Annotated in this window: 23 protein-coding genes; 7 read left to right on the top strand and 16 right to left on the bottom strand. The window is 67.6% G+C overall.

Features of this window, described 5'->3' with window-relative positions; genetic code table 11:
* Positions 1-4: 4 nt before the first annotated feature.
* The 3 genes from ACQPYS_RS05005 to ACQPYS_RS04995 all read left to right on the top strand — a co-directional run bounded on the left by ACQPYS_RS05005 (position 5) and on the right by ACQPYS_RS04995 (position 2,638).
* Positions 5-913, top strand: coding sequence for an alpha/beta fold hydrolase (locus ACQPYS_RS05005; protein WP_433491803.1), 909 nt, complete (start codon positions 5-7; stop codon positions 911-913).
* A gap of 123 nt (positions 914-1,036) precedes the next feature.
* A complete protein-coding gene (locus ACQPYS_RS05000; protein WP_063041129.1) occupies positions 1,037-1,750 on the top strand; it encodes a VIT1/CCC1 transporter family protein in 714 nt (237 codons plus the stop codon).
* Between the two features lie 81 nt (positions 1,751-1,831).
* Positions 1,832-2,638 carry a hypothetical protein gene (locus ACQPYS_RS04995; RefSeq protein ID WP_433491802.1) on the top strand — a complete coding sequence of 269 codons (807 nt, stop codon included), beginning with the start codon at positions 1,832-1,834 and terminating at the stop codon, positions 2,636-2,638.
* A 29-nt stretch (positions 2,639-2,667) separates the two neighbouring features.
* On the opposite strand, the gene ACQPYS_RS04990 is transcribed toward ACQPYS_RS04995, so the two are convergent.
* Both ACQPYS_RS04990 and ACQPYS_RS04985 read right to left on the bottom strand, forming a co-directional pair.
* Complete coding sequence (locus tag ACQPYS_RS04990) at positions 2,668-3,717, bottom strand: LLM class flavin-dependent oxidoreductase (protein ID WP_433491801.1); 1,050 nt, start codon at positions 3,715-3,717, stop codon at positions 2,668-2,670.
* A gap of 104 nt (positions 3,718-3,821) precedes the next feature.
* Positions 3,822-5,108 carry an MFS transporter gene (locus tag ACQPYS_RS04985; RefSeq protein WP_433491800.1) on the bottom strand — a complete coding sequence of 429 codons (1,287 nt, stop codon included), beginning with the start codon at positions 5,106-5,108 and terminating at the stop codon, positions 3,822-3,824.
* Between the two features lie 235 nt (positions 5,109-5,343).
* On the opposite strand from ACQPYS_RS04985, the gene ACQPYS_RS04980 reads away from it, so the two are divergent.
* Entirely contained in the window at positions 5,344-6,108 is a 765-nt protein-coding gene (locus tag ACQPYS_RS04980) for a FadR/GntR family transcriptional regulator (protein ID WP_433491799.1), read from the top strand.
* Positions 6,109-6,142: 34 nt separating this feature from the next.
* Here the strand turns inward: ACQPYS_RS04980 and ACQPYS_RS04975 are convergent, their stop codons facing one another.
* From ACQPYS_RS04975 to ACQPYS_RS04935, 9 genes are all read right to left on the bottom strand, one after another.
* Positions 6,143-7,099, bottom strand: coding sequence for an MlaD family protein (locus ACQPYS_RS04975; protein WP_433491798.1), 957 nt, complete (start codon positions 7,097-7,099; stop codon positions 6,143-6,145).
* Positions 7,096-8,160 (bottom strand): MlaD family protein, encoded by a 1,065-nt coding sequence (locus ACQPYS_RS04970; RefSeq protein ID WP_084481700.1) that lies wholly within the window; start codon positions 8,158-8,160, stop codon positions 7,096-7,098. Before ACQPYS_RS04970 ends, ACQPYS_RS04975 begins: the two co-directional genes overlap by 4 nt.
* Positions 8,157-9,257, bottom strand: coding sequence for an MlaD family protein (locus ACQPYS_RS04965; protein ID WP_433491797.1), 1,101 nt, complete (start codon positions 9,255-9,257; stop codon positions 8,157-8,159). Before ACQPYS_RS04965 ends, ACQPYS_RS04970 begins: the two co-directional genes overlap by 4 nt.
* Positions 9,257-10,327, bottom strand: coding sequence for an MlaD family protein (locus ACQPYS_RS04960; RefSeq protein WP_433491796.1), 1,071 nt, complete (start codon positions 10,325-10,327; stop codon positions 9,257-9,259). The genes ACQPYS_RS04965 and ACQPYS_RS04960 overlap by 1 nt, the downstream gene beginning before the upstream one ends.
* Positions 10,315-11,319, bottom strand: coding sequence for an MlaD family protein (locus ACQPYS_RS04955; RefSeq protein WP_433491795.1), 1,005 nt, complete (start codon positions 11,317-11,319; stop codon positions 10,315-10,317). The genes ACQPYS_RS04960 and ACQPYS_RS04955 overlap by 13 nt, the downstream gene beginning before the upstream one ends.
* Positions 11,316-12,308 carry an MlaD family protein gene (locus tag ACQPYS_RS04950; protein ID WP_433491794.1) on the bottom strand — a complete coding sequence of 331 codons (993 nt, stop codon included), beginning with the start codon at positions 12,306-12,308 and terminating at the stop codon, positions 11,316-11,318. Before ACQPYS_RS04950 ends, ACQPYS_RS04955 begins: the two co-directional genes overlap by 4 nt.
* 6 nt (positions 12,309-12,314) lie before the next feature.
* A complete protein-coding gene (locus ACQPYS_RS04945) occupies positions 12,315-13,181 on the bottom strand; it encodes an MlaE family ABC transporter permease (protein ID WP_063041115.1) in 867 nt (288 codons plus the stop codon).
* Complete coding sequence (locus ACQPYS_RS04940) at positions 13,181-14,068, bottom strand: MlaE family ABC transporter permease (protein ID WP_063041240.1); 888 nt, start codon at positions 14,066-14,068, stop codon at positions 13,181-13,183. Before ACQPYS_RS04940 ends, ACQPYS_RS04945 begins: the two co-directional genes overlap by 1 nt.
* Before the next feature lie 274 nt (positions 14,069-14,342).
* On the bottom strand, positions 14,343-14,738 hold the full coding sequence (locus tag ACQPYS_RS04935) for a nitroreductase/quinone reductase family protein (RefSeq protein WP_063041113.1): 396 nt from the start codon (positions 14,736-14,738) through the stop codon (positions 14,343-14,345).
* Positions 14,739-14,842: 104 nt separating this feature from the next.
* On the opposite strand from ACQPYS_RS04935, the gene ACQPYS_RS04930 reads away from it, so the two are divergent.
* The 3 genes from ACQPYS_RS04930 to ACQPYS_RS04920 all read left to right on the top strand — a co-directional run bounded on the left by ACQPYS_RS04930 (position 14,843) and on the right by ACQPYS_RS04920 (position 17,132).
* Entirely contained in the window at positions 14,843-15,520 is a 678-nt protein-coding gene (locus tag ACQPYS_RS04930; protein ID WP_433491793.1) for a phosphate signaling complex PhoU family protein, read from the top strand.
* Between the two features lie 563 nt (positions 15,521-16,083).
* Entirely contained in the window at positions 16,084-16,872 is a 789-nt protein-coding gene (locus tag ACQPYS_RS04925; RefSeq protein ID WP_431940604.1) for an HNH endonuclease family protein, read from the top strand.
* Positions 16,873-16,907: 35 nt separating this feature from the next.
* Positions 16,908-17,132, top strand: a complete 225-nt coding sequence (locus tag ACQPYS_RS04920; protein WP_169811967.1) for a hypothetical protein — start codon at positions 16,908-16,910, stop codon at positions 17,130-17,132.
* Between the two features lie 51 nt (positions 17,133-17,183).
* On the opposite strand, the gene ACQPYS_RS04915 is transcribed toward ACQPYS_RS04920, so the two are convergent.
* The 5 genes from ACQPYS_RS04915 to ACQPYS_RS04895 form a co-directional block, all read right to left on the bottom strand.
* The gene (locus ACQPYS_RS04915) at positions 17,184-18,392 is read right to left on the bottom strand and encodes an FAD-dependent monooxygenase (RefSeq protein WP_433491792.1); all 1,209 of its coding nucleotides are present in this window, start codon (positions 18,390-18,392) and stop codon (positions 17,184-17,186) included.
* 229 nt (positions 18,393-18,621) lie between these two features.
* Positions 18,622-19,281, bottom strand: coding sequence for a PadR family transcriptional regulator (locus tag ACQPYS_RS04910; protein ID WP_063041105.1), 660 nt, complete (start codon positions 19,279-19,281; stop codon positions 18,622-18,624).
* Between the two features lie 569 nt (positions 19,282-19,850).
* Entirely contained in the window at positions 19,851-20,198 is a 348-nt protein-coding gene (locus ACQPYS_RS04905) for an MmcQ/YjbR family DNA-binding protein (protein WP_063041101.1), read from the bottom strand.
* A 103-nt stretch (positions 20,199-20,301) separates the two neighbouring features.
* Positions 20,302-20,877, bottom strand: coding sequence for an isochorismatase family protein (locus ACQPYS_RS04900; protein WP_433491791.1), 576 nt, complete (start codon positions 20,875-20,877; stop codon positions 20,302-20,304).
* A 27-nt stretch (positions 20,878-20,904) separates the two neighbouring features.
* The gene (locus ACQPYS_RS04895) at positions 20,905-22,155 is read right to left on the bottom strand and encodes a nicotinate phosphoribosyltransferase (RefSeq protein WP_433492971.1); all 1,251 of its coding nucleotides are present in this window, start codon (positions 22,153-22,155) and stop codon (positions 20,905-20,907) included.
* Between the last annotated feature and the right edge of the window lie 198 nt (positions 22,156-22,353).

Raw genomic sequence — 22,353 nt, 5'->3', positions numbered from 1 at the left:
CACCATGGGAGTGGACGTTGTTTTCCGGGTGCAGGATTGGATGGCACGGCGAGGTCTGGCGCCGTTCGGCGCACGCCCACCCGGGACCGGACGCAGGATGACGAGTTCATGCATTCGTTGCCGGAATACGCACTTCGGTAGCCTTGATGGCGTGAGTTCAAACGGGATGTTCCTCAGCGATAGGGGGGATGCGTCGCAGCCGGTTCTGCTCCTCATCCACGGCGGCGGCGTCGCGGGGTGGATGTGGGACGCACAGATCACCTATTTCGGATCCCGCTATCGCATTCTGGTCCCCGATCTCCCCGGCCACGATCGGAGCAGTGCCATCCCATTCACCACCAGCGCGGCGGTGGTCTCCGAACTCGCCGCGCATCTCGAACATCTACCCGCCGGCACGGACATCACCGTGGTGGGATTCTCATTCGGTGCGCAGGTCGCCCTCGAACTCGCCTCATCCCGCCCCGATCTGGTCGCCCGAGTCGTCGTCACCAGCGCCCTGACCGAGGGCATACCCTTGCCGAGATTGAGTAACTGGCTCGTCGGTCTCACCGCTCCACTGGCTCGACGGACATGGTTCGCGAAGCTGCAGGCGAAGTCGCTCTTCATCCCGGACAACCTCCTGAACGACTACATCCGCACATCCAAGACGCTACCCAAGGACAGCCTCGTCGCGCTCACGTCAGCGAACGCGCAGTTCCGGACACCGTCGACGTGGCGCCAGTTCACCGGCCCTGCGCTGCTGCTCGCGGGAGCGAAGGAGCCACGAGCAGTCCAGCGAGCGATGCGGCAACTCCACCACGACAATCCTCGCAGCGAACTGGTCATCCACGACCGAGCCGGCCATGGCCTTCCCTTGCAGTACCCCGAATGGTTCAATACGCACGTCGACGACTGGATCAAGGCCGCTGCCTGAATAGGATCACCGAATGGCCGGCAGACGAGCAGCCCTCGACCCTCCTGCGGCCCAGTCCCTAGGCGCGTGACCTATGGCCACCCCGCTTGGCCTCACCTGCACATATTCGCATAGTGTGCGGCTATGACCGAGGCAGCGGAGGACCAGTACCTCCCGCAGAACGGACTGGCGGCGAAACTCAATTGGCTGCGGGCCGGAGTGCTGGGCGCCAACGACGGGATCGTGTCCACCGCGGGGCTCGTGGTGGGGGTCGCGGCCGCGTCGCCGAATACCGACGCGATTCTCACCGCGGGTATCGCGGGCATCAGCGCGGGGGCCATTTCCATGGCGGTCGGCGAGTACGTCTCGGTGAGCACCCAGCGCGATACGGAGAAAGCGCTGCTGGAGCAGGAGAGCCGGGAGTTGGAGCAGGACCCGGCCGACGAACTCGACGAACTCACCGCCATCTACCACGCCAAGGGGTTGTCCGCGGAAACCGCACGCAAGGTGGCGGAGGAGCTCACCGCCTACGATGTGTTCGCCGCGCACGCCGAGGCCGAGCTGGGACTGAACCCCGACGAGCTGACCATTCCGTGGCATGCGGCACTGTCCTCGGCCGTCTCGTTCACTGTCGGGGCGCTGCTGCCGCTGCTGGCGATCCTCCTCCCGCCGGAGTCGGCCCGGATACCGGTCACCATGGTCGCGGTACTGCTGGCGCTGGCCCTCACCGGTTCGATCAGTGCCGGGCTCGGTGGCAGCAGCCGGCCCCGGGCCATGGCCCGGGTGGTGATAGGTGGCGCGCTGGCGATGGGGGTCACCTACGGGATCGGCCAGCTCGCGAATGTCACCGGCATCTGATCTGCCGCGAATTCGGTTGCCGGAGAGATATTTCTGTCAAGTGAACCAGCGGCGGTTCGCATATTTTGCTGTACTTGGCGGGTGAGTTCTCTTTTCGCCGTATTGCCCGCGGCCGGGATCGAATCGGCCGCACAGGCTTACGAGCGTTATCGGTCCCTGGCCGGTGCACCCGAGCCGACCCCGCCGCTGCAAACGGTCGGCGTCGTGTGCACGCTGATCCACCGCTCCGGAACCGGATTGCGGGTGCACCGCCGCCCGGACGCCCGCGGGGCACTGCTGGAGGCCACCGTCGATGATCGTTTCGACTGCCTGCGCGCGCTGCTGGCCCTCACCGCCGACCGCGATCTGGCCGTCCTCGATGTCGCCACCCGCCGCTTCTACAATCCACGGGGCGCCGCCCGGGTCCCGGTGACCACGGGTGATTTCCGGTTGCCCTATCTGACCGAGAGCATTCTCGACGAGATCCTGGAGACTCCGCCGGATCCGCGCGACCCGGCGCTGAAGGTGATCCGCGCCCCCATGTGCCATATCCGGGCGCGCCGATTACCGGAGGAGATATTCGAGCTCGAACATCGCGATCTCGACGCATTCTTCCAGCTCTACACCGACGATGCCATATTGGTGCGCAAGACGATCTGGGCCTGGGCGACCGGTGATCCGTGGTGGCAACAGGCCATCGCCTGGCAGCCGATCGATGCCCCCGATCCGAGACGACGCCGCCCGCCCGAGGACGATATCGATTCCGTCCTGGCCGAACTACGGCAGATGGCCGAGGAGACACCTGTCGAACTCGGCGCGCTGGACCTGATCTCGGCGCTGGGCGATGTCGACAACCAGGCCCAGGCCATCCTCGATCGCGCGAACAGCGATCGGCCGGAATATCCTTGAGCCCGCGGATCGCGGCAGGTCAGCACGGGTCACCGCGTGGCGATCGCGTTGAACGCCTCGCGGAACCGCTCGGTACCACCGTTCTCGGTGAACCGCCCTATGTCGTAGAGGATCACATGTCGACAACCGGCCCGGTGGTACTCGTCGAGGCGTGATCGCACGTCGGCGGGGGAACCGTGCAGTACGGCCTGTTCGACGATCTCGTCGGGTATCCGCCGGAGCAGTGAGTCGACGTCGGCGGCCGGGATCTCGTGCGGTATGTAGCCGTGTTCCAACGGATAGGGTGCGCCCGCTGTCTCGAACGCGGCCCGGCCGCGATAGAGCGCGACCCCGCGGACGGTGGGATGGTCGAGCAGAGCCCGGCTCTCCGCGCGGGTACTCGCCAGCGCGGTCCAGACGAAGAGCAACGGTGTGATCGAGCGCGGGTCGCGGCCGGCTTCCCTCGCGTGGTGCCTGAGCAGGCAGAGTTTCTCCGCGTAGTCGGTGGGCGTGAGAGAGGACGGGATCCAGCCGTCACCGTATCGGGCGGTGAGTTCGAGCATCCGTGGGCCGTGCGCGGCGATGTAGAGGTCGTAGCCGGGGCGCTGCGCGACCGGTAGATCGGCGTCCGGCCACGGTGAGCCGGACATCCGGAGCGCGTGCAGTTGTTCGACGGCGGGCCGCACATAGTGCAACCGCCCGGTCCGCTCCCGGCTCCGGTGCAGGTCGAACGGGCGCAGCTGGCCGGGATCACCGGCGCCTATACCGAGTTTCAGGCGCCGGCCACCCAGCCGTCCGATGGTGCCGGCGGTATGCGCGAGGGCCACACTCGTCCGGCGGACGGGATCGGTTACGGCGACTCCGAGATCCACCCGGCGGGTGGTGGCCGCCCCGGCGGCCAGCACGGTCAGCGCCTCCAGTGTGTGGTGCGGGTCGGCGAGAGCGGTGCTCGGGGCGCCACGCGGATACCATCCCTGGAGGTGGTCGATGATCCAGGCGGCGGACGCCGCGGGCTGCCGGTCGGCCCAGGCGATGTCGTCGAGCGGGTCGGCGTCGGGGTGGATGGCGATCGGGGCGCCGAAAGTCAGCGGTTCCGTCATGGTGGGTTCCTCGGATGATGGGCCGACGCGCGGCGGGTACGGGACCGGCCGCGCCACCGGCTGTTGGTCACGGCGCCTTCGGCGTGGTGCGCGAATGGGCTCGGTCAGGGGGTGGACGGCGTGGCGGCCGGCGCCGGGCCGGCCGCCGCGACCGAACCGGTGTCCGTCGGTAGTTCGCGCATTGCGAGTGTCGCCAGGAAGGAGACGATCCCGAATCCGGTCATGAAGCCCGCGATGGCATACCAACTGCCTGTCACACCCAGGAGCGAGGTGGCGATCAGCGGGGACAGTCCGCTACCCACCACCGTGCCCAGGCTGTACCCGACGGCCATCCCCGAGTACCGGATCCGGGCCGGGAAGACATGCGCGAAGAAGGCGGGCATCGTTCCGTATGTCGCGCAGTAGGGGATGAAGAGCAGGACGAACCCGGCGAACATGACGAGCGTGTGGGCGGTGCCCAGCATCGGGAACCACAGCCAGGGCAGCGTTGCCATGCCCACGATTCCGGCCAGATACACGAGCTTGCGGTTGTATCGGTCCGAGAGCCAGCCGAACAGTGGCACGCCGAGGATCGCCACCACGGTGACTCCGGTGACGAGTTCCAGAGTGGTGGAGCGGTCGACGCCGAGATGCTGCGCGCCGTAGGACAGGGAGAACACGGTCGCCACGTAGAACGTCGCGCCGGCCGACAGGTACGACAGGGCCAGGAGAACGACCGGACGCCAGTGCTCGACCAGTACCGTACGCAAGGGCTGTTCCGGAATTCGGTTCGCGCCGGCCACGGCCCGGAACTCGGGACTTTCGCTGATGGTGACCCGGATGGACATCCCGATCGCGATGAGCACCGCGCTGGCCCAGAACGGGACACGCCAACCCCAGGCACGGAACGCGTCATCGGGCAGATAGGACAGCAGCAGGAAGACCAGTGACGCGAGCAGCAGACCCCAACTGGCACCGGTATTGATCAGGCTCCCGAAGAAGCCTCGCCGGGACGGCTTGGTGTGCTCGACGCTCATCAGCACCGCCCCGCTGTACTCACCGCCCAGCGAAATGCCCTGCACCACCCGCAATATCACGAGAATGACCGGCGCCAGTACGCCGACGGTGTGGTATGTGGGCAGGCAGCCGATGAGTACCGTGGCCGCGCCCATCATGCTCAACGAGAGCACGAGTAGTTTCTTGCGACCGACGCGGTCACCGAAATGACCGAAGATCGCCGCGCCCACCGGTCGCGCCAGGAAGGCGAGCGCGAAACTGGAGAGAGCCAGCAGGGTCCCCACGAGTGGATCGGCGCTGGGGAAGAACAGTTCGCCGAAGATCAGCGCCGACGCCGTGCCGTAGATGTAGAACTCGTACCACTCGATCACCGTGCCGGCGAGGCTGGCGGCCACGACACGTTTGGATTGTGCGGATGCGGGTGCGGGAGAGATTGTCGCCATGGTGGATCTGCCGTTCTCGAGCTGTGGAGCCGGTCGACACGCCGTTGTGCCCTGAAGCCGGGCGTGGACCGCCGGTCCTGCGAGGCCTGATGGCCACTTGTCCCCTGTTCGAACAAGAGACAAGTTGGATGCTAAGCTCGATCCGGCAAGTTGGCAACCGGTGGGTATTCGAGCAGAGGAACACAGGATGGAGTTATCGGCGGCGTTCTCGACCTCGCTGTCGCGACGACCGCTCCCGGAACTCATCGCGGAGCGGATCGTGGCCGCGATCGCGGGCGGTGTGTTCACTCCCGGCGACCGCCTGCCCTCCGAACCTCAGCTGGCCAAACAGATGAGTGTCGGCCGCGGTTCGTTACGCGAAGCACTGGCGAAACTCCAGGATGCCGGGATCGTTGAGATCGTCCGGGGGCGTGGCGCGTTCGTCCGCGAGCCGGTCGGCGACGACTCCCGCCTGCGTTTCGCGGTCTGGAGCCGGGCCGAAAGCACCCAGGTGACCCAGCTGCTGGAAGCGCGGATCGGACTGGAATCCACGGCGGCCGGGCTCGCCTGCGAACGGGCCGACGCCCTCGACCTGGAGGCGCTGGCCACCGCCTGTGCCGAACACGAGAAAGCGCACCGCGCGGGCGATCTCACCGCCATGGTGGAGACCGACGAACATTTCCACAACATGCTCGTCGCCTGTGCGCACAACGAGGTGGTGAGCGATCTCTACCGGACGTTGGTGCCCGGGCTCAAGGAGTTCCGGCAGCAGTTGCTCTCCCGGGAAGGAGCCGAACGGCGGTCCACCCACGATCACGCGCGGATCGTGGCCGCCGTCATCGACAAAGACCACAGTGCGGCACGTAAAGGTGTCGTCGCCCATCTCTGGCCGATGTATGCCGAGGTGGTGGCCGCGGCGACCGGCGGCGGACAGAATCCCACCTACGAGGGCGCGGAAATCTTCGTGGACTGAAACGCCGGACCGTCCCCGAGCCCAGCGCTCGCGGTTACTTCACCCCGACCCGCAATCGCACCGAATCGTCGGTAGTACTCTGCAGTGCCTGGCCGATCAGGGTGCCGATATCGAGTTGCGGCACGGCGCCGTTCAGCGCGTCGGTGAGTGGTACGAGCCCGGGTTGCAGGGCGGCCAGCTCGGGGCCGGCCTCGTCGAGGAACTCGCGCAGGCGCTGAAGCAGCGGGACCAGGCCGTCGTCGCGCAAATACATTTCCGGTGAGCCCTCGGCGCCGGTGAACCGGCCCACCGCTTCGACGAAATCGTCGAGTACTTCGGCGAACCGGGTGAATTCGGTGGCCGCCGCGGAGGTGGCCGGGCCGGACCAGGCGCTGTCCGCGGCGGCGGTCTCGAAATTGTCTAGCAGTTCGGCGATACGCGGTTCCCGGGACATGATCGTGGCCGCCAGCAGATCGGCGGCGCGGGTGAGTTCGGGCAGCACCGCGTCGGTGCCGTGCAGGGCATCGCGCAGGGTCCGCACCAGCGAGCCCATGGTCGCCGGATCGAGCTGGTTCATGGTCCGGGTCACCATCCGGGCGGCCTCCGGGATCGACAGCGGGCTGCGCACGTCCTCCGATTCCAGCCGTTGCCCGTCACGCAGGTACGGGCCTGCCCCGGTCCTGGGCGCGAACTGTACATAGGGTTCGCCGAGCGCCGACAGGTGTTCGACGGTGACGACGCTATCGGTGGGCAGGCGATGCGAATCGTCCACCCGGAAAACGACTTCCACTCCGTCGGCGACACGGTCCACGGAGGTCACCCGGCCGACGTCGATACCGGTGAGCAGGACCGGTGAACCGACGCCGAGCCCGCCCGAATCGTCGAGAACCAGGGAGGCGTTCAAGTACTCGGTGAACGGGTCCACACGCACCACACCGAAAGTCAGGTAGCTCGCGCCGAGCACGGTGATGGCCGCGATACCGCCCAGCGAGGCCAGTGGCCCGATCTTCATCGCACGGCTCCGATCATGCGCAGGGTTTCGATGATCCGGTTCACCTGATCGTCCGCGGACATATCGCCGGCGCGCACCGAGCGCAGGTTCACCTGCGGTCCGTTCTCCACGAACGGGATGACCTTGTCCCGCAGCAATGCGACCAGCAGGTTCAGGTTCGAGGGCTGCCGCAGGTCCAGCGGTCCGCCGGTCACCAGCGGCACCAGTGCCGTCGCGGCCGCGCCGCCCGACCGCGCGAACGGCGCCAGCCAGGTCAGCGATCCGCCCACCGGACCCAGCCCACCGAAGATCTCGGTCACCCCGGCAATGGATTCGGTGGCGGCGTTCATCTGTCCGACCGACTCCGGGCGCAGGATATTGTCCAGTTCGTCCTGGATCCCGTGCATCACCTCGGCATTCGACGCGACGCCGTACAGCAGCAGGTCCACCTGGTCCAGATGCGCCGCCAGATCCACCGCGTCGGTCGCGAGAACCTGCGCGATCCGCTTCGTCTCCGCCGGATCCTGGGGCAGTACCGAATTGACGCGGTTCACGATGTCCTGCAACTGTCCCACCGATCCGCTGTTCACGAAGAACGCGATGGCGGCCATGGTGTCCTCGAGTTGCACCGGTGGCCGGGTGTGATCCCGGGTGATGGTGTCGCCGGGGCGCAGCAGTGTGCCGTATCCGTCGGGCGGGGTGGTCAGCGCGATATGGATATCGCCGAGCACGGTGTTCTGCCGGAGTTCGGCGACGGTGGTGGCCGGTAGCTCGACCGAATCCTCGACCTCGATATCGACGGCCACGTATCCCGGGCCCGCCGTGTCACCGGGTATCACCTCGACCTTCTCCACATTGCCCACCTGGGCGCCGCCTGCGATCACCTTGGCCCGCGCGGGCAGGTTCAGCACATTGGTGAACTCGATCCGCAACCGGTAGCTGTCCCCCGCGACCGTGGCGCCGGGCACCGGAATATCGGAGGGGTCGAACGCACAGCCCGACACGCCCAGCGCCGCCACCAGGCCGAACGCGGCCAGACCCCGCCGCAGGCGGGTGATATCCACCGTGATCCGGGCGGTCATCGGGCACCCACCGATCCCAGCACCAGCCGCGTGAGGTCCAGATCGACCATGCCGCCGGCCGCACCGGCGCAGCGGCCGGGCGACACGGCGTTCACCGCCGCGCACACCTGCTCGGCGTTCGCCTGCGGGACGGCCACCCGCGGCGGCGCGTAGGTGAGGCCGGGCGCGCCGGTCGCGGGATCGGTGATCGTCCGGAACGCCGAGACCAGCACCGGCGTGGTGCGCACGATATCGCCGAGTGACCCGACGTTCGCGCGCAGCAGCTTCACCAGCGGCACCAGGCCGTCCAGCGATGCCATGAGCGGATCGCTCAGGATTACGGTGAGATCGCCCAGCACCGGCAGGATTTCGCCCAGCCCGTCGAACAGCGCGATACCGGGGGTGAGCAGTTCGGTGTGCGCCTGGTTCAGGGTCGGAGCCAGCCGGGTGAGCATCAGTTTCAGATCACCCCAGTGCTCGGCCACCTTGTTGGACACCGACGCGTAGGCGTCGAAGATACCGGCCAGGTGGGCGATATCGGCGTCCGGTGATTCCAGGACCCGGCCCAGTTGATCGATCAGATGGTTGATCTGAGGCCCGGTGCCGGCCGAGGCCGTATCGAGCGCGTCCAGCCCACCGGCCAGGGCGTTGGGTCGGGTGACGGTACCACCGATCTGGTCGGATAGTTCCGCGAGCGCGGTGACGGTCTGGGACAGGCTCTTCGGTGTGAGCGTTTTGGTCACACACTGCCCGGGATCCCATTCGTCGGTGGTCTTCCCGCTCGACAGCAGCGCCAATTCGCGGTCGGCCACTACGGTGTTGGACACCGTAGTGGCCCCGGAATCGGCGTAGAGCGGATGGTCGGCGTCGACCTCGAAGTCGACGCGCACTTTCGCACCCTCCGGCGCGATACCGGTCACCGTACCGACGGCGATACCCCGCATCGAAACCTGATTGCCCTGGTAGAGGCCGATACTGTCCGGCATGAGCGCGCAATACGCGCGGGTCTGCTTCAGCGGTTCGAAGGCGATCACATAGGCCGCCGTCACCGCCAGCACCAGCACCAGCGCCCCGGCGATCGACATGAGCGCCGGGGATCCGAGCACTTTCCGCACCATCAGCACGCCTTCCCCGGCAGCGGGACACAGAGGAGCGCACCGGGATCCGGTTCCGGAGCGGTCACCGTGGTCCCCGACCGATCGATCCGCACCCCGCCGTCCGGACCGGTCAGCTCGCGCAGCTTCGCGCCCAGGCTTTGCGCCGAGGCGATCATCGGCTCCAACTGGTCGCCGTACTCCTGCAGGCGGGGCAGGGCGTCGGCCAGCTGCCGGGCCTTCGGCCGCAGGGTGTCGTCCCAGGTCGGCGCCAACGCGCTCACCCGCTGCACCACCGAACTCAGCAGCGCCAGCGCCTGCCGCAGCTCGGCGCGTTTGCCCAGCAGGACCGTTTCCATGAGGTTGACATTGTCCATCAGCCTGCCCAGATCGGTTTTCGCGCCGTCGTACATGGTGACGTACTCGTCCGCGGTCGCGATGGCATTCGACACCTGGGTGCGCTGGTGTTCGATGGCGTCCAGATAACTGCCGACCGTGTCCAGCACGCTGCGCAGCGACTCCGGCGCGGCACCGATGGAGGTGTCGAGCGCGGCGAGATTACGGCGCAGGGTGTCGCCGTCGGTTTCCCGCAGCGGCATGGTGGCGTCCTGGAAGGTTTCCATCAGGCTGTAGGGCAACCGGACCCGGTCGGCGGGAATCGGCTCGTCACCCAGTTCCTCGCTGCCCGCCGGGAACAGCGCCACGTAGTGGCCGCCGACCAGGGTCAGCATCCGGATATCGAGAGAGCTGCGGTCGCCGACGAACACGTCCCGGTCGACGGTGAAACGCATGAGTACGCGGTCCGATCGCAGATCCAGCGACTTCACCTCGCCCACCGGCACCCCCGCCAGGCGGATGTCGTCGCCGGGTTTCACCGATTGGGCCTCGCCGAGTTCGGCGGTGTAGGTCCGCTTCCCGAGCGGCACCACGTACAGCGTCCCGACCGCGACCGCCAGCACCGCCACCGCGCACACGCCGATCACGCCCAGCCGCAACTGTGTGCGCAGTTTTGTCGGTTCGTCGGTGATCGGCTGGTCGCGGTCGAACCAGCGGCCCAATGCCGCCGTCCAGGTCTCGAGGTTCACCCGTTGCATATCGCCACCCGCTGTCCGCCGACCAGGATCCGCACCGGCGTCGGTACCTCGGCCGTCCCCTTACTGCACTCCGGCCGCAATCCCACCGGGGTCCGGGGGAAGGAGGTGTCCACCGCGGCCAGCAATCCGGGTAGCCGGCCGAAGACGTCGACGGCCTGCTGCGGGTCCGGGAACAGATTCCGGATCATGGCATCGATATCGGGACCCATCTCCGGGCTCAGCCCCGCCGCGGCCAGCAGCCGATCCACCGGTTCGAGCACCGAGGGCGCGCTCATCGCGAAATCGGCCAGCCCGCCGACATTGCGCTGCAACGCCTGGAAGATATCGGTGAGCCGGGCCAGCAGCGGAACCAGATGATAGAGCCGACCGCCCACCCGGTCGGACAGATCCGACATGTTCCGGACCAGGGTGCCGATCACCTGCTGCCGGTCGCCCACGTATTCGCTCAGTGTGCCGATGGCGTCCAGAGCGGGCCCGATACCGGCGCCGTCGCCCTCGATCACCGCGAGCAGGCTCTCGGTCAGCTGGTTGAGAGCCTCCGGCGAGAGGGTGGCGAGCACGGGTTGCAGACCGTTGAACAGGCTGGTCACATCGAACGACGGGATGGTCTGTTCCGGGCCGATGGTCGATCCGGCGCCGAGACGGGTGCCGGCGTTCGGCTGCTGTTGCAGGTCGATATAGCGCTGGCCGGTGAGGTTCTGGTACCGGATGGCCAGGGTGCTGTTGTCGTAGACCGGGGTTTCGGTGGTGACGGTCAGGCGGATTTTCGCCCGATCGCCCTCCAGGGTCACGGCCTCCACCTTGCCGACCTGCACCCCGAACATCCGGACGTCGTCACCGGTCTTCAGGCCGTTGGCATCGGTGAACAGCGCGTGATGGGTTTCGGTCTCGCCGTCCACGGGTCGTTCGATGGCACCGATCACCAAGGCCAGCACCACGCCCATCACCCCGGCGAACAGGGCCAGCCGCCAGGCGGCGCGGCGGGCGGTCACCGCGCGCCTCCCAGCTGCACGTCCAGGTCGAGCACCGGGCCGTCGGGGCCGTCCTCGAAAGCGAGCCCGAGGCGGGTCAGCAGCGTGCGCAGATCGGCGGCGGACTGTTGCGGGTCCGGCACCGCCAGCGCCAGCAGGTTCAGGGTCGGCGCGAGCATATCGGTGTACCCGGACAGCTGCCCGCCGCTGTGTGCGGTGGCGGCCAGGCTCGGCAGGATATCGCCGGTGAGCGCCTGCACGCCCGCGTCGTAATCGGCGCGATCGGCGCGCAGCACATCGATATCGACAATCTGGTCGAGCACCTCGATGGTGGCGCCGGCGAACCGGCCGCCGCCCTCGAATGCCGGACCCAGCCGCCCGACCAGTTCGTTCGCCGGCATGGACTGATGGTCGGCGATCACCCGGCCCGCGGTGATCAGCGCCTCGGCCAGCGGGGTGAACGCCTTCACATCGGCGGCCGCCTGCGAGATCACCATGGCCATATCGGGCGTGAACACCGTGGCACCGGTCTGTGAGAGGCTGCGCAGCAGCGCGCCCATGGTCGCGTCGTAGACCTCGGCGGCCCGGCGGCCGGTCAGATCGACCACCGCACCGGATTCCAGCGGCGTGCCACCGGCACCCGGCCGCAGTTCGATCTCGCTGATACCGAACAGGTTGGCGGGCGCGTAGTCGACCAGCATGCTGTCGTCGATGCCGTGCAGGCGGTCGCGGTCCAGCCGCAGCCCGATCTCCTGGGTGCCCCGGCCGGCGGGCACGATGTCGGTGACCGAACCGACCTGGACGCCGTCGATGCGCACCAGCGTGCCGGCCACGACACCGTCCCCGATCTGTTCGGTGCGCAGCGCGATCCGCAATCCGTCGTCCGCGGTCAGCGCCCGGTACCCGTAACCGGCCAGGGCGAGCACCACCACGACCGCGACCACGACCGCGCCGACCCGCCGCGCACTGCGCGGATCGGCGGCGACCCCGGGCATTCCGTACTTCGGCATCTATCCCTATCCCGTAAAGCTGATCGCCGAGTCGAATCCCCACAGCAGAAGGGTCAGCACCATGTCGAGGGCGATGATGGCGACGAAACTGGCGCGCACGGCCCGGCCCGAGGCGATACCGACACCTTCGGGACCGCCGGTGGCGAAGAAGCCGTAATAGCTGTGCACACAGATCACCACAGTGCCGAAGACGGCGACCTTCACCGTCGCCGCGACGATGTCGAATCCGGCGATGAACTGGAAGAAGTAGTGGTCGTAGACGCCGGCGGACTGGCCGTGCACCAGGGTGATCAGGCCGCGGCAGGCGAAATACGAACCGATCAGCGCGATCAGGAAGGTCGGCACGATGGCGATCGCCCCGGCGATGACCCGGGTGGTCACCACGAACGGTACCGACCGCAGGCCCAGTGCCTCGATGGCGTCGATCTCCTCGGAAATCCGCATGGAACCGATCTCCGCGGTGATCCGGCAGCCGGCCTGCGCGGCGAATCCCACCGCGGCGGCGATGGGGGCCAGCTCACGCGTAGTCGCGAAGGCCGAGACGATACCGGTGACGGGGCCCATACCCAGCATGTCCAGGGTGGCGAACGATTCCACGCCGATCGACGCGCCGATCACCAGACCCAGCACGATCATCATGGGCACGGTCCCGCCGCCGACGATCACCGAACCGCGGCCCCAGGTCATATTGGTGATGACACGCAGGGTCTCGCCCCGATAGCGCTTCAGTGCCAGCGGGATCGAGGACAGCACCTGCCAGCAGAACACCACCACGAAGCCGAGCGAATCGACCGCACCCAGGATCCGGCTGCCACGCCGGAAGTACCGCGCCGGCAGGCCGAACCCTTTCGGGGCGTAGGAGGTCGCGGCCATCACGCCAGCCTGGTCGGGAGGAACATGGCGGTCACCTGGGTCACGGCCAGGTTCACGATGACGATCGACACCACCGACAGCACCACCGCGGCGTTCACCGCGTCGGCGACACCACGCGGCCCGCCCTTGGCCTCCAGACCGCGCTGGCAGGCGATGATCACCACCAGGAATCCGAAGATGAGTGCCTTGAGCAGCGAGACCCAGACGTCGGCGGCGGTGGTGAAGGAACCGAAGGTCGCCCAGTAGGAGCCGGGTGTCACGCCCTGGCCGCCGATCGCGACCAGGTATCCGGCGATGACACCGACGAAGATCACCAGGATATTGAGCAGCGGCGCCGCCAGCAGCATCGCCACCATCCGCGGGATGACCAGCCGGTGCACCGGGCTGATCCCCATGGTGCGCAGGGCGTCGATCTCCTCGCGGATCGTCCGGGCGCCGAGATCGGCCGCGATGGCCGCGGCCCCCGCACCGCCGAGCAGGAATCCAGTGGCCATGGGCGCGCCCTGTTTGATGACGCCGAGGCCGCCGGTGGCGCCGAGCAGGGAATCGGCGCCGAGGTTGTGGATGAGATTGCCGACCTGCACCGAGACGATCACCCCGAACGGGATCGCCATCAGGATCGCCGGGAAGGCGGTGACCGTGACCAGCCGCCACGCCTGGATCAGCATCTCCTGCCATTGGAACCGGCCGCGCACCACATCCGACGCCGCACCGGTGACCGATTCCCGGGCCATACCGACCGCGCGACCGAAGGTACGCAGCGAGGACACAATGGTGCCCGAGAAATTGTGCTGGACGATTTCTCGCGCGGAAGGTTTTCGCGAAAGCTCCGCGGAATCGGATCGGGCCACGGAATCGATCGCCGCGGTCTGGCGCTCGGAGTTCATGGCCGAGTTCCGGCTGCCGCTCTCGCGGGACGGATTGTTGCGAAATTCATGCGTGTGGTCTCTCCGGTCCGGCATCGATGCCAACGGAGAGGAAGCTAATCGTTACGCAGGGTGACGGACAAATCCGCCCCGGTGTGACAGTGGACACCACAAAGCCGCCACACGCATCAATTTTCGAAGATGCCGCCATCCGTCACCGCAAAATCCGGAAAGAACAAGAACGCGTTTCGCCGACGATAACCGGTGCGATTCGCACGAAAGCCGGCGAATATCCTCAGCCGTCCAAATCGACGCGAATCGTCAGCAGATCCGTACCCATGACCCGCACCACGGCGCTGTTGCCACGCGGTAACGAAGCCAACCTGCGCACCGGGTCGTCGTCGGGCAGCGGGTGCGCGGTGCCGGGCAGCCATTCGCCGTGCAATCGCACCCGGACCCGGTTGTCCGCGCGAATATTGCGCACATAATCCGAGCGGTCACCGAACTCGGAAACGAACCAGAATTCGTCTCCGATCCGCCGGCCGCCGACCGGTACGACCCGGGGCTCCCCACTGACCCGGCCGGTGGTCTCCAATAACTGCTGCGCCGACCGCTTCCGGTTCAGCGGATTGGCCACATACCGCTGGAAAGTGGTGGCAATACGATGTTTGATACGCCGCCTATCGGTCATGTGGCGACGGTAACACCGGACACCCCCGATCCACCCGCCGAACAACGGCCGAACGAATCGTCGGTTCATTCGACCGAGCGCGCGCCATGGGCGACAATTCCCCCGTGCGAACTCAGTTCACCAACGAGCTCGTCGCGTTGACCGCGGATCTGACCCAGATGTGCCGTATCACCCACGAAGCGGCCGAACGTGTGACCGATGCCGTCGTCGGGGCCGACCTCGCCGCGACCTACGAGGTCTTCGCCCTCGACGAACGACTCCAGACGATGTACGGCGCGTGCGAGGCGCGCACCGTCGTACTCCTGGCGCTACAGGCCCCGGTCGCGCGCGATCTACGCCATGTGGTGACCGCGATCCAGATCGCCGGTGAACTGTCCCGGATCGGCCGACTGTTCAGCCGGGTGGCCGACCAGGTGTACCGGACCCACCCGGACCCCATCGCCCCGCCGCCGATTCTCGACGTGCTGGCACAGATGGCCGACCTCGCCGCCGAATGCACCGCCCGGGCCCTGCGCGCCGTCACCCGCGGCCGGCACACCCCCACCGATGACACCGGCGTGGACATCATGCAGACGCTGAACCGGAACCTGCACAGCGCACTCTCCTCGACCGGGGACGCCGACACCGAAACCACGATCACGCTGGCCCTCATCGGTCACAAACTGACCCGGACCCTGGACCACACCGAGCGTATCGAGCGGTTGATCCATTTCCTGGACACCGGTGTGCCACCGACCGCCCAGGTCCGCGCCGACGACGGGGCCGCCGATATCGCGGAATGACGCAGCGGCCTACCGCTGCCACCCCGCTCGCTCCCAATCATGGGAATTCCCTATGCTTTTCACCTGACGGCGGATCGGCGTAACCCCGGTGCCGGAATACCGGCCACCTGCCGGACACCTACAGCTTCATATCGAGAACCGGCCGGATCGCATCCGGCCCCCAGAACGTCACGGCGAGCGTACCGGTGCGGAAAGACCTCGGGTCTCCCCCTCATCAAGCCCCGCGGTGCGTCGTGACCGCCGGTCCGGACAACCGGCCCGCGACCCGCGCCGGATTCAGCGCCCTCGCTCGTGACACGCCCACCCCCGAGTCGGCGCCGGCACGGCGACTCGGGGGTGGTGCCCTTCCAGACGGAAGAGGAATACCCCGCTCCCCCATCGGGTACTCCCGCCCAGGTATGCCGAATCTCACACCGGGCAGTAGCTTTCGGTTAGCTGACCGGCCGGTAGCTTGACGCTCGGCACATCCCGGTACCTCGGCAAGGAATCTCGTTGAAGCGCACAACATATGAACACGAAGCGGGCCGCGCGCCCCTCGCCCATCGATTCGCGGAGGTCCGGCGATGAACTCGCTGCTTTCTGCCCTGCCCGCTCCGGCCCGCAGGCTCGCCGCCCTCGTCGTCCCCGTACTGATCGCGATTGTCCTGGTCGCGGGCTTTCTCCTACAGGGCTGCAGTCCCAGCCCGACCGATCCCGCCGCCGGCGCCGCGAAATCGGTCGCCGGTACCGCCGCCGAAATCCGGTCCGCACTCGACAAGCTGCCGGTGCAGGCCGAGGTCGGGATGGCCGGGTACAGCCGGGATAAGTTCCCGCACTGGGACAACAACGAGCCCGAACACGGCTTCGGCCCGGAATTCGCTCAGTACCTCAAATGCACCACCCGCGAGGTGATGATGCTGCGCGATGCCACCGGCGAGGTCACCCTGGACCCGAAGACCTGCGATCTGAAGATCGGCACAGGTGGCGGCTGGCAGGACGCCTACGGCGTCATGGACCGCAAGACCGGGCAGCTCAAGCCCTACAAGTTCATCGTCGAGGCCAAGAGCGTCGACGCCGAGCACATCGTCCCGCTCGCCGAGGCCTGGCGTTCGGGCGCCAAGGATCTCGACACCGACACCCGGCGCCGGATCGCCAACGACGCGCTGAACCTCATCGCCTCCGATCCGTCGGCGAACCGTTCCAAGGGCGATCAGGACGCGGCGCACTATCTGCCGCCGGGAAGTTTCCGGTGTGGCTATGTCTCGCATTATGTCCAGGTCAAGCTAAAGTACGGCCTGAGCGTTGACCCAGAGGAACAGACCGCACTGCGCACCGCGGTGGACGACTGCGTCGAACGGGGTGAGTTCAAATAGCCGAAGTCATCGAGTTACCCGCCTCGGCCGCGGTGATGACCCGGGAAGCCGGCACCATCTCCGGCGATCTCGACATCACCATCGATCCCGAGGGATTCGGTCTCGTCCGCTACCGGGACACCGACGACTGGTACACGATCGGCAATCTGGACGACGACGAGCCGCGCACCTGGAAATCGGTCGCGGAGCTCGAGGAAGCGATAGCGGAGGGTATCGGGGCTCGCGACGCCGCGGGAAATACGATCCCCTTCGAATGCTGACGCCCGTCCGAACGGCCCGGCGGCGAGACACCCTCGCCGCCGCGCCGTCGGCTACCGAACCGAGGCCGGGGCGCGGTGCACCGGCTCGTCCCAGGTGATCCGATAACGCTGCTCGGTGGCGACCGTCTTCTCCGGTTTCATCACCGTGCGGGCCAGCACGGGCATCAGCCACCGCATCATCTTGCGCGCCACCGGTCCGGGTGTCTTGCTGTGGTTGATCTTCGCCGCGCGAGCGGCCACATCTTCCACCCGGGCGCGGCGCAGCGATTCGTAGGCCGCGAACGCGTCGGCCGGTTCGGGAATGTCCCGCAGGCACCGAGCCAGTTCGATCGCGCTCTCGATCGCCAACGACGCACCCTGACCGGAACTGTTCGACGGCGCGTGCACCGCGTCGCCCACCAGCACCATTCGCCCCCGGTGCCAGTGCGGCACCGGCGGCATGATGTGCAACGCCCCCACGGTTTCCAGCTGGTCGGCGGTGGTGGCCCGGGCCAGTTGACCACCCGGGGCATCGTCACCGTAGGTTTCGCGCAACACCTCCAGCCAGTGTTCGGCGGGGATCCGGCGCGCGTCGGTGAGCGAGAGATATTCCTTGCTGGGCAGGTTCGCTCCCCAGCCGATCCGGCCGGGACCGGCACTCCAGTACAGGTAGTAGGCCTGGGAGCCGTAGGCGAAAACGATGGTGTCGGGTTCGATATCGACCGCGCAGTCCACGGTCGCGCCGAACCCGAGCATCCCGGTGTATTCGGGGCCCGGCGCTGCCGGATCGATGAGCCCGCGCACGGTGGAGCGGATACCGTCCGCGCCGATGAGTACATCGGCGGTGGCGGTGCTGCCGTCGGTGAACCGGGCGAGCACGCCGTCGGCGGTTTGCTCCGCCGATTCCAGCCGCTTACCGAATTCGACCGGCACCCCGGCGGCGACCGCCCGCTCGTGCAGGATCCGGTGCAGTTCGCCACGATCGACCAGTTGCAGTGGCGGCTGATCCCCCAGCACGGGCATGGACAGCAACTTTCCGCCGACCGACAGTGCCATCCGCGGAACCGGTACCGCGATATCGCGGACCGCGTCGCCTGCTCCGATCACATCCAGGGCGGCGACACCGTTCGGTGCCAGAGCCAGGCCGCTGCCGATCGTGTACGTGGGGCTCGGGTAGGCCTCGTAGACGCGGGCCGCGATACCCGCTTTGCGCAGTGCGGTGGCCATCACGGGCCCCGCGATTCCGCCGCCGATCACCAGGGCGGTCGCTGTTGCGGACATGGGAGTACTCCTCGGGAGTTCGAATCGATGCCGCCGACCCGCGGCGGCACGGTCCGGAACCCTCGTGGTCCGGACCGTTTCCTTGCCGAACCACCCCGTCGTCCACCCACCCGGTTATCCTGTGTTCTGCCAAACTCGTGGCCGGGTGTGCGTCCGCGCGGGCACGGTCCGAGACGGTGATCCGAGCTCGATGGTGGTGTTGCCGCACCTCCATCGGGCCCGGTTGGTTTCACTGATCCGTCGTGCTATCAGCCCCCTCCACGTAGGCGCGTGCACGCGCGCTGTCCACGCCCGGCCCGCTCCGGTGCCAGGCCCGCCATTCCGCCAGATCGGGAAAGGTGCCCTCGATCAGCTCGGTGCGCAACGCCCTGGTCCACTCCGCTTCGGCCTCGAGCACGGCGAGCCCGTACTCGGATTCGATCAGGAAGAGCCGGGGCAGCGTACCGGCGAGTTCGGCGAACTCCGTGCGCACCTGCGCGATCTGCTCGTCCAGCGCGGCCAGCCGACGGCCCAGCAGTTCGGCCACATCCTCCGGCGGCAGCACCGCCAGAATCGACAGACCCGCGACGAACCGGCCGCGCTCGGGTTCCGGTTCCGCGATCAGCTCCCGGGTCCAGTCGACGAGTTCGCGACGTCCGGCCGCGGTGATCCGATAGATCACCCGCTCCGGCCGCGCCCCCTCGCGCTCACTACCCACCACCTCGAGAAAACCGGCCTTCGCCAGGTTCTGCACAACCGTGTACAGCGATCCCCACTTGATATCGATGTCCCGGTCTTTGCCGTACTCACGCAGCCGCGCCGCGATCTGATACCGGTGCATGGCTTCGTCCTGCATCACCGCGAGCACCGCAAGCGCGAGCAGATTGCCCACTTTGCGCTTCTTCGCCATACACCCTCCTCACTCGCCCACGAATATACGTGCGCGAGTATATGGACGGCAAGTTCGAACCGGACATCGCGTGCCGACCAACTGTGAGGCGCCGCTCTAGATGTCCAGCAACGCTCCGACATGCCGGCGCGCGCCGGCCATCGAGTCTTCCCCATGAGCGCGGTTCAGGTCCCGCTCGACCAGCCAGCGGATATACGCAGAACGGCTCAACCCCAAACCGCTAGCCCGCAGCTGGGACCGCGATTCCAACTCACCGGACATCGCCACAGGTCGCGGCCACATTCCCGGTCCGCGGGCGTCCCCGGTATCGGGAGCCAAGTCGACTTCGCATGGTCGCTCGATGAACGTCAAGCGATCGATCACGGCCTCGAATTTTCACCGGCTCGATGCCCTGGCCTGGCGAGGCGAGACCAAGGGGGCCTCAACTCTCGACGCCGCAGGGGGCCAAAAACACAGCACCTTCACGCGTAGGCACAGATCGCTCTACCTGCGCAAGCAGGCCCACCTACATCGACCGTGGCAACCACCGCCCAGTTGCCGACAGGTAGCACGCCCTGGACACCTCGGTCCTATGAAACCCCCATCGCCCCCGCCGCGAGGTTCTCCGGCGCCGCCAACCGCCATGAATCCAGCACGATATCCCGCATTTCGTCCAGGTCGTCAAGTGCCGCGAGCCGTACCCGGACCCACGGGTTGCCGGCCTCGTGCCCGGCAATCCAGAACTTGTCCGGTTCGGCCTGCACCAGTTCGTCCCGGTCGACGATCGGGCAACGCACCGCCATGGAGGTCTCGTCCTCGGGCAGGGTGAGGAACAGCCGGCGCTCCACCTTGAAGATCGGCATACCCCAGGCGAACTCTTCGGTCGTGGCCGGGAGGGCCAGGGCATAGGAGCGGACATCGTCCCCGGTGGCGGTCATGACCGTGATTCTGCCCGGCGCCGGTGACAAGTTCACCCGCCGTCAAACCTTTCGCCCCTTCGGTCTTCGGCTGCCGCGGCAGCCGAAGACCGTGACATCGGCCTCAGGCGTCGGCCCCGACCACGGCTCCGGAGAGTTCGACCCCCGCCCCGTTCAGTTCGTCCAGAGCTTTCTCGACGGTCGCCGGTGCGACCCCGGCGGTGAGGCCGAGCAGGATCCGTGTGGTGAAACCGGCGGTGACGGCGTCCAGCGCAGTAGCCCGAACGCAGTGGTCGATGGCGATACCCGCGATATCGACCGCGCCGATATCGCGGGCGCGTAGCCACTCGGTCAGCGTTTCCCCGGCCGTCGAGGCACCCTCGAACCCCGAGTAGGCGGCCGAATACTCGCCCTTGGAGAAGACCTCCTGCACGGCGGCGGTAGCGAGATTCGGGTGGAAATCGGCGCCCGGGGTGCCGACCCGGCAGTGCGGCGGCCAGCTGTCCACATAGTCGGGTGTCTCGGAGAAATGGGCGCCCGGGTCGATGTGGTAATCGCGGGTGGCCACCACCGCGTCGTACCGGTTCTCGGCCAGATATTCGCTGATCAACTCCGCGACGCGGGCGCCACCCGATACGGCGAGCGAACCGCCCTCGCAGAAATCGTTTTGCACATCCACCACGATCAGCGCGCGTTTCATAGTTCCAGTCTCCTCGCGTACGCCCGGTCAGACCAGGAATGTAGTCGCAATCGCCGGGTCACCGACGGACAGTTTGAGTCCCTCCCACGGCAGACTCACCAAGCCGCGGGCGACGAGATCCCGGGATTCGGCCAGCCCGGGCACGTCCGCTACCGCACCACCGCGCACCAGGGGAACCGACAGATCGCGCACCTCGTATCCGTCGGGCGCCGGCCGGTCGGCGGTCGCGAGGTACACGATCTCCTCCACGATGGTGCCGGTGCCACGGGCCAGGCGCACCGCGCGTTTGGCGCCACCGCGCGATTCCTTGTGGCTGGACCGTTTGGCCACCGGCAGCCCCTCGACCTCGACCAGCTTGTAGACCATTCCGGCGGTCGGCGCCCCGGAACCGGTGACCAGCTGGGTGCCGACCCCGTAGGCATCCACCGGTTCGGCGCGCAGCGCCGCGATGGCGTACTCGTCCAGGTCCCCGGATACGACGATCCGGGTTTTCACCGCGCCCAGGTCGTCCAGTTGCCGGCGCACCTGCCGGGCCAGGACGCCGAGATCACCGGAGTCGATACGCACCGCGCCCAGGTCCGGCCCCGCGACCTCGACCGCGAGCGCGACGCCGCGGGTGATGTCGAAGGTGTCGACCAGCAGGGTGGTGCCGGTGCCGTGCGCCGCCACCTGACTGCGGAATGCCTCGATCTCGTGTTCGCCGTCGGCACCGCTGTGTACCAAGGTGAACGCGTGCGCACTGGTGCCCGCGCCGGGCACACCGTAGCGGCGGACCGCCTCCAGATTGGAGGTCGCGTGGAAACCGGCCAGGTAGGCCGCCCGCGCACTGGCGGGTGCGGCCTGCTCGTGGGTGCGCCGCGAACCCATCTCGATCATCCGGCGCCCGTCGGCGGCGCTCACCATCCGGGCGGCCGCGGCGGCGATCGCGCTGTCGTGGTTGAACACCGACAGGGCCAGCGTCTCGAGCACCACGCATTCGGCGAAGGTTCCGGTCACCGAGAGGATGGGCGAACCCGGGAAGTACAGCTCCCCTTCCGGATAGCCGTCGATATCGCCGGTGAACCGGTAATCGCGCAACCAGGCGACGGTATCCGCGTCCAGGAACCCGGCGGCGATCTCCAGCTCCGCCTCGCCGAACCGGAATCGGTCCAGCGCATCGAGGAAACGGCCGGTACCTGCCACGACGCCGTATCTGCGACCGTGTGGCAAACGCCGGGCGAACACTTCGAAGGTGCACCGCCGCGCCGCGGAACCGTCGGCGAGAGCGGCGGCCAGCATGGTGAGCTCGTATTGGTCGGTCAGCAGAGCGGTGCTACCGGCCGCGTCGCGCAGGTCCACGGGTGTCACTGTAAACAGCCCGTGCGCGCCCCGGCGAAGGCCGCCGGAGGCAGCGCCGGGCGCCGGACCCGCACGGCGGTGTCGCGCGGGGCGTCCCCGGCACCCCGGCAGGCCCGGACGGTCGGCATCGTTGCTGCT

It is taken from the genome of Nocardia grenadensis (assembly GCF_050942415.1).
Classification (GTDB): Bacteria; Actinomycetota; Actinomycetes; order Mycobacteriales; family Mycobacteriaceae; genus Nocardia; species Nocardia grenadensis.
Note: the sequence above shows the minus strand (reverse complement) of the source record. Positions and strands in the feature narration are given on the sequence as shown.

Coding starts and splice junctions, on each gene's coding strand:
- ACQPYS_RS05005 (WP_433491803.1), top strand. CDS start 5: ATGGGAGTGGACGTTGTTTTCCGGGTGCAGGATTGGATGGCACGGCGA.
- ACQPYS_RS05000 (WP_063041129.1), top strand. CDS start 1,037: ATGACCGAGGCAGCGGAGGACCAGTACCTCCCGCAGAACGGACTGGCG.
- ACQPYS_RS04990 (WP_433491801.1), bottom strand. CDS start 3,717: ATGACGGAACCGCTGACTTTCGGCGCCCCGATCGCCATCCACCCCGAC.
- ACQPYS_RS04980 (WP_433491799.1), top strand. CDS start 5,344: ATGGAGTTATCGGCGGCGTTCTCGACCTCGCTGTCGCGACGACCGCTC.
- ACQPYS_RS04975 (WP_433491798.1), bottom strand. CDS start 7,099: ATGAAGATCGGGCCACTGGCCTCGCTGGGCGGTATCGCGGCCATCACC.
- ACQPYS_RS04970 (WP_084481700.1), bottom strand. CDS start 8,160: ATGACCGCCCGGATCACGGTGGATATCACCCGCCTGCGGCGGGGTCTG.
- ACQPYS_RS04965 (WP_433491797.1), bottom strand. CDS start 9,257: ATGGTGCGGAAAGTGCTCGGATCCCCGGCGCTCATGTCGATCGCCGGG.
- ACQPYS_RS04960 (WP_433491796.1), bottom strand. CDS start 10,327: ATGCAACGGGTGAACCTCGAGACCTGGACGGCGGCATTGGGCCGCTGG.
- ACQPYS_RS04950 (WP_433491794.1), bottom strand. CDS start 12,308: ATGCCGAAGTACGGAATGCCCGGGGTCGCCGCCGATCCGCGCAGTGCG.
- ACQPYS_RS04945 (WP_063041115.1), bottom strand. CDS start 13,181: ATGGCCGCGACCTCCTACGCCCCGAAAGGGTTCGGCCTGCCGGCGCGG.
- ACQPYS_RS04940 (WP_063041240.1), bottom strand. CDS start 14,068: ATGAACTCCGAGCGCCAGACCGCGGCGATCGATTCCGTGGCCCGATCC.
- ACQPYS_RS04935 (WP_063041113.1), bottom strand. CDS start 14,738: ATGACCGATAGGCGGCGTATCAAACATCGTATTGCCACCACTTTCCAG.
- ACQPYS_RS04925 (WP_431940604.1), top strand. CDS start 16,084: ATGAACTCGCTGCTTTCTGCCCTGCCCGCTCCGGCCCGCAGGCTCGCC.
- ACQPYS_RS04920 (WP_169811967.1), top strand. CDS start 16,908: ATGACCCGGGAAGCCGGCACCATCTCCGGCGATCTCGACATCACCATC.
- ACQPYS_RS04915 (WP_433491792.1), bottom strand. CDS start 18,392: ATGTCCGCAACAGCGACCGCCCTGGTGATCGGCGGCGGAATCGCGGGG.
- ACQPYS_RS04910 (WP_063041105.1), bottom strand. CDS start 19,281: ATGGCGAAGAAGCGCAAAGTGGGCAATCTGCTCGCGCTTGCGGTGCTC.
- ACQPYS_RS04905 (WP_063041101.1), bottom strand. CDS start 20,198: ATGACCGCCACCGGGGACGATGTCCGCTCCTATGCCCTGGCCCTCCCG.
- ACQPYS_RS04900 (WP_433491791.1), bottom strand. CDS start 20,877: ATGAAACGCGCGCTGATCGTGGTGGATGTGCAAAACGATTTCTGCGAG.
- ACQPYS_RS04895 (WP_433492971.1), bottom strand. CDS start 22,155: ATGCTGGCCGCCGCTCTCGCCGACGGTTCCGCGGCGCGGCGGTGCACC.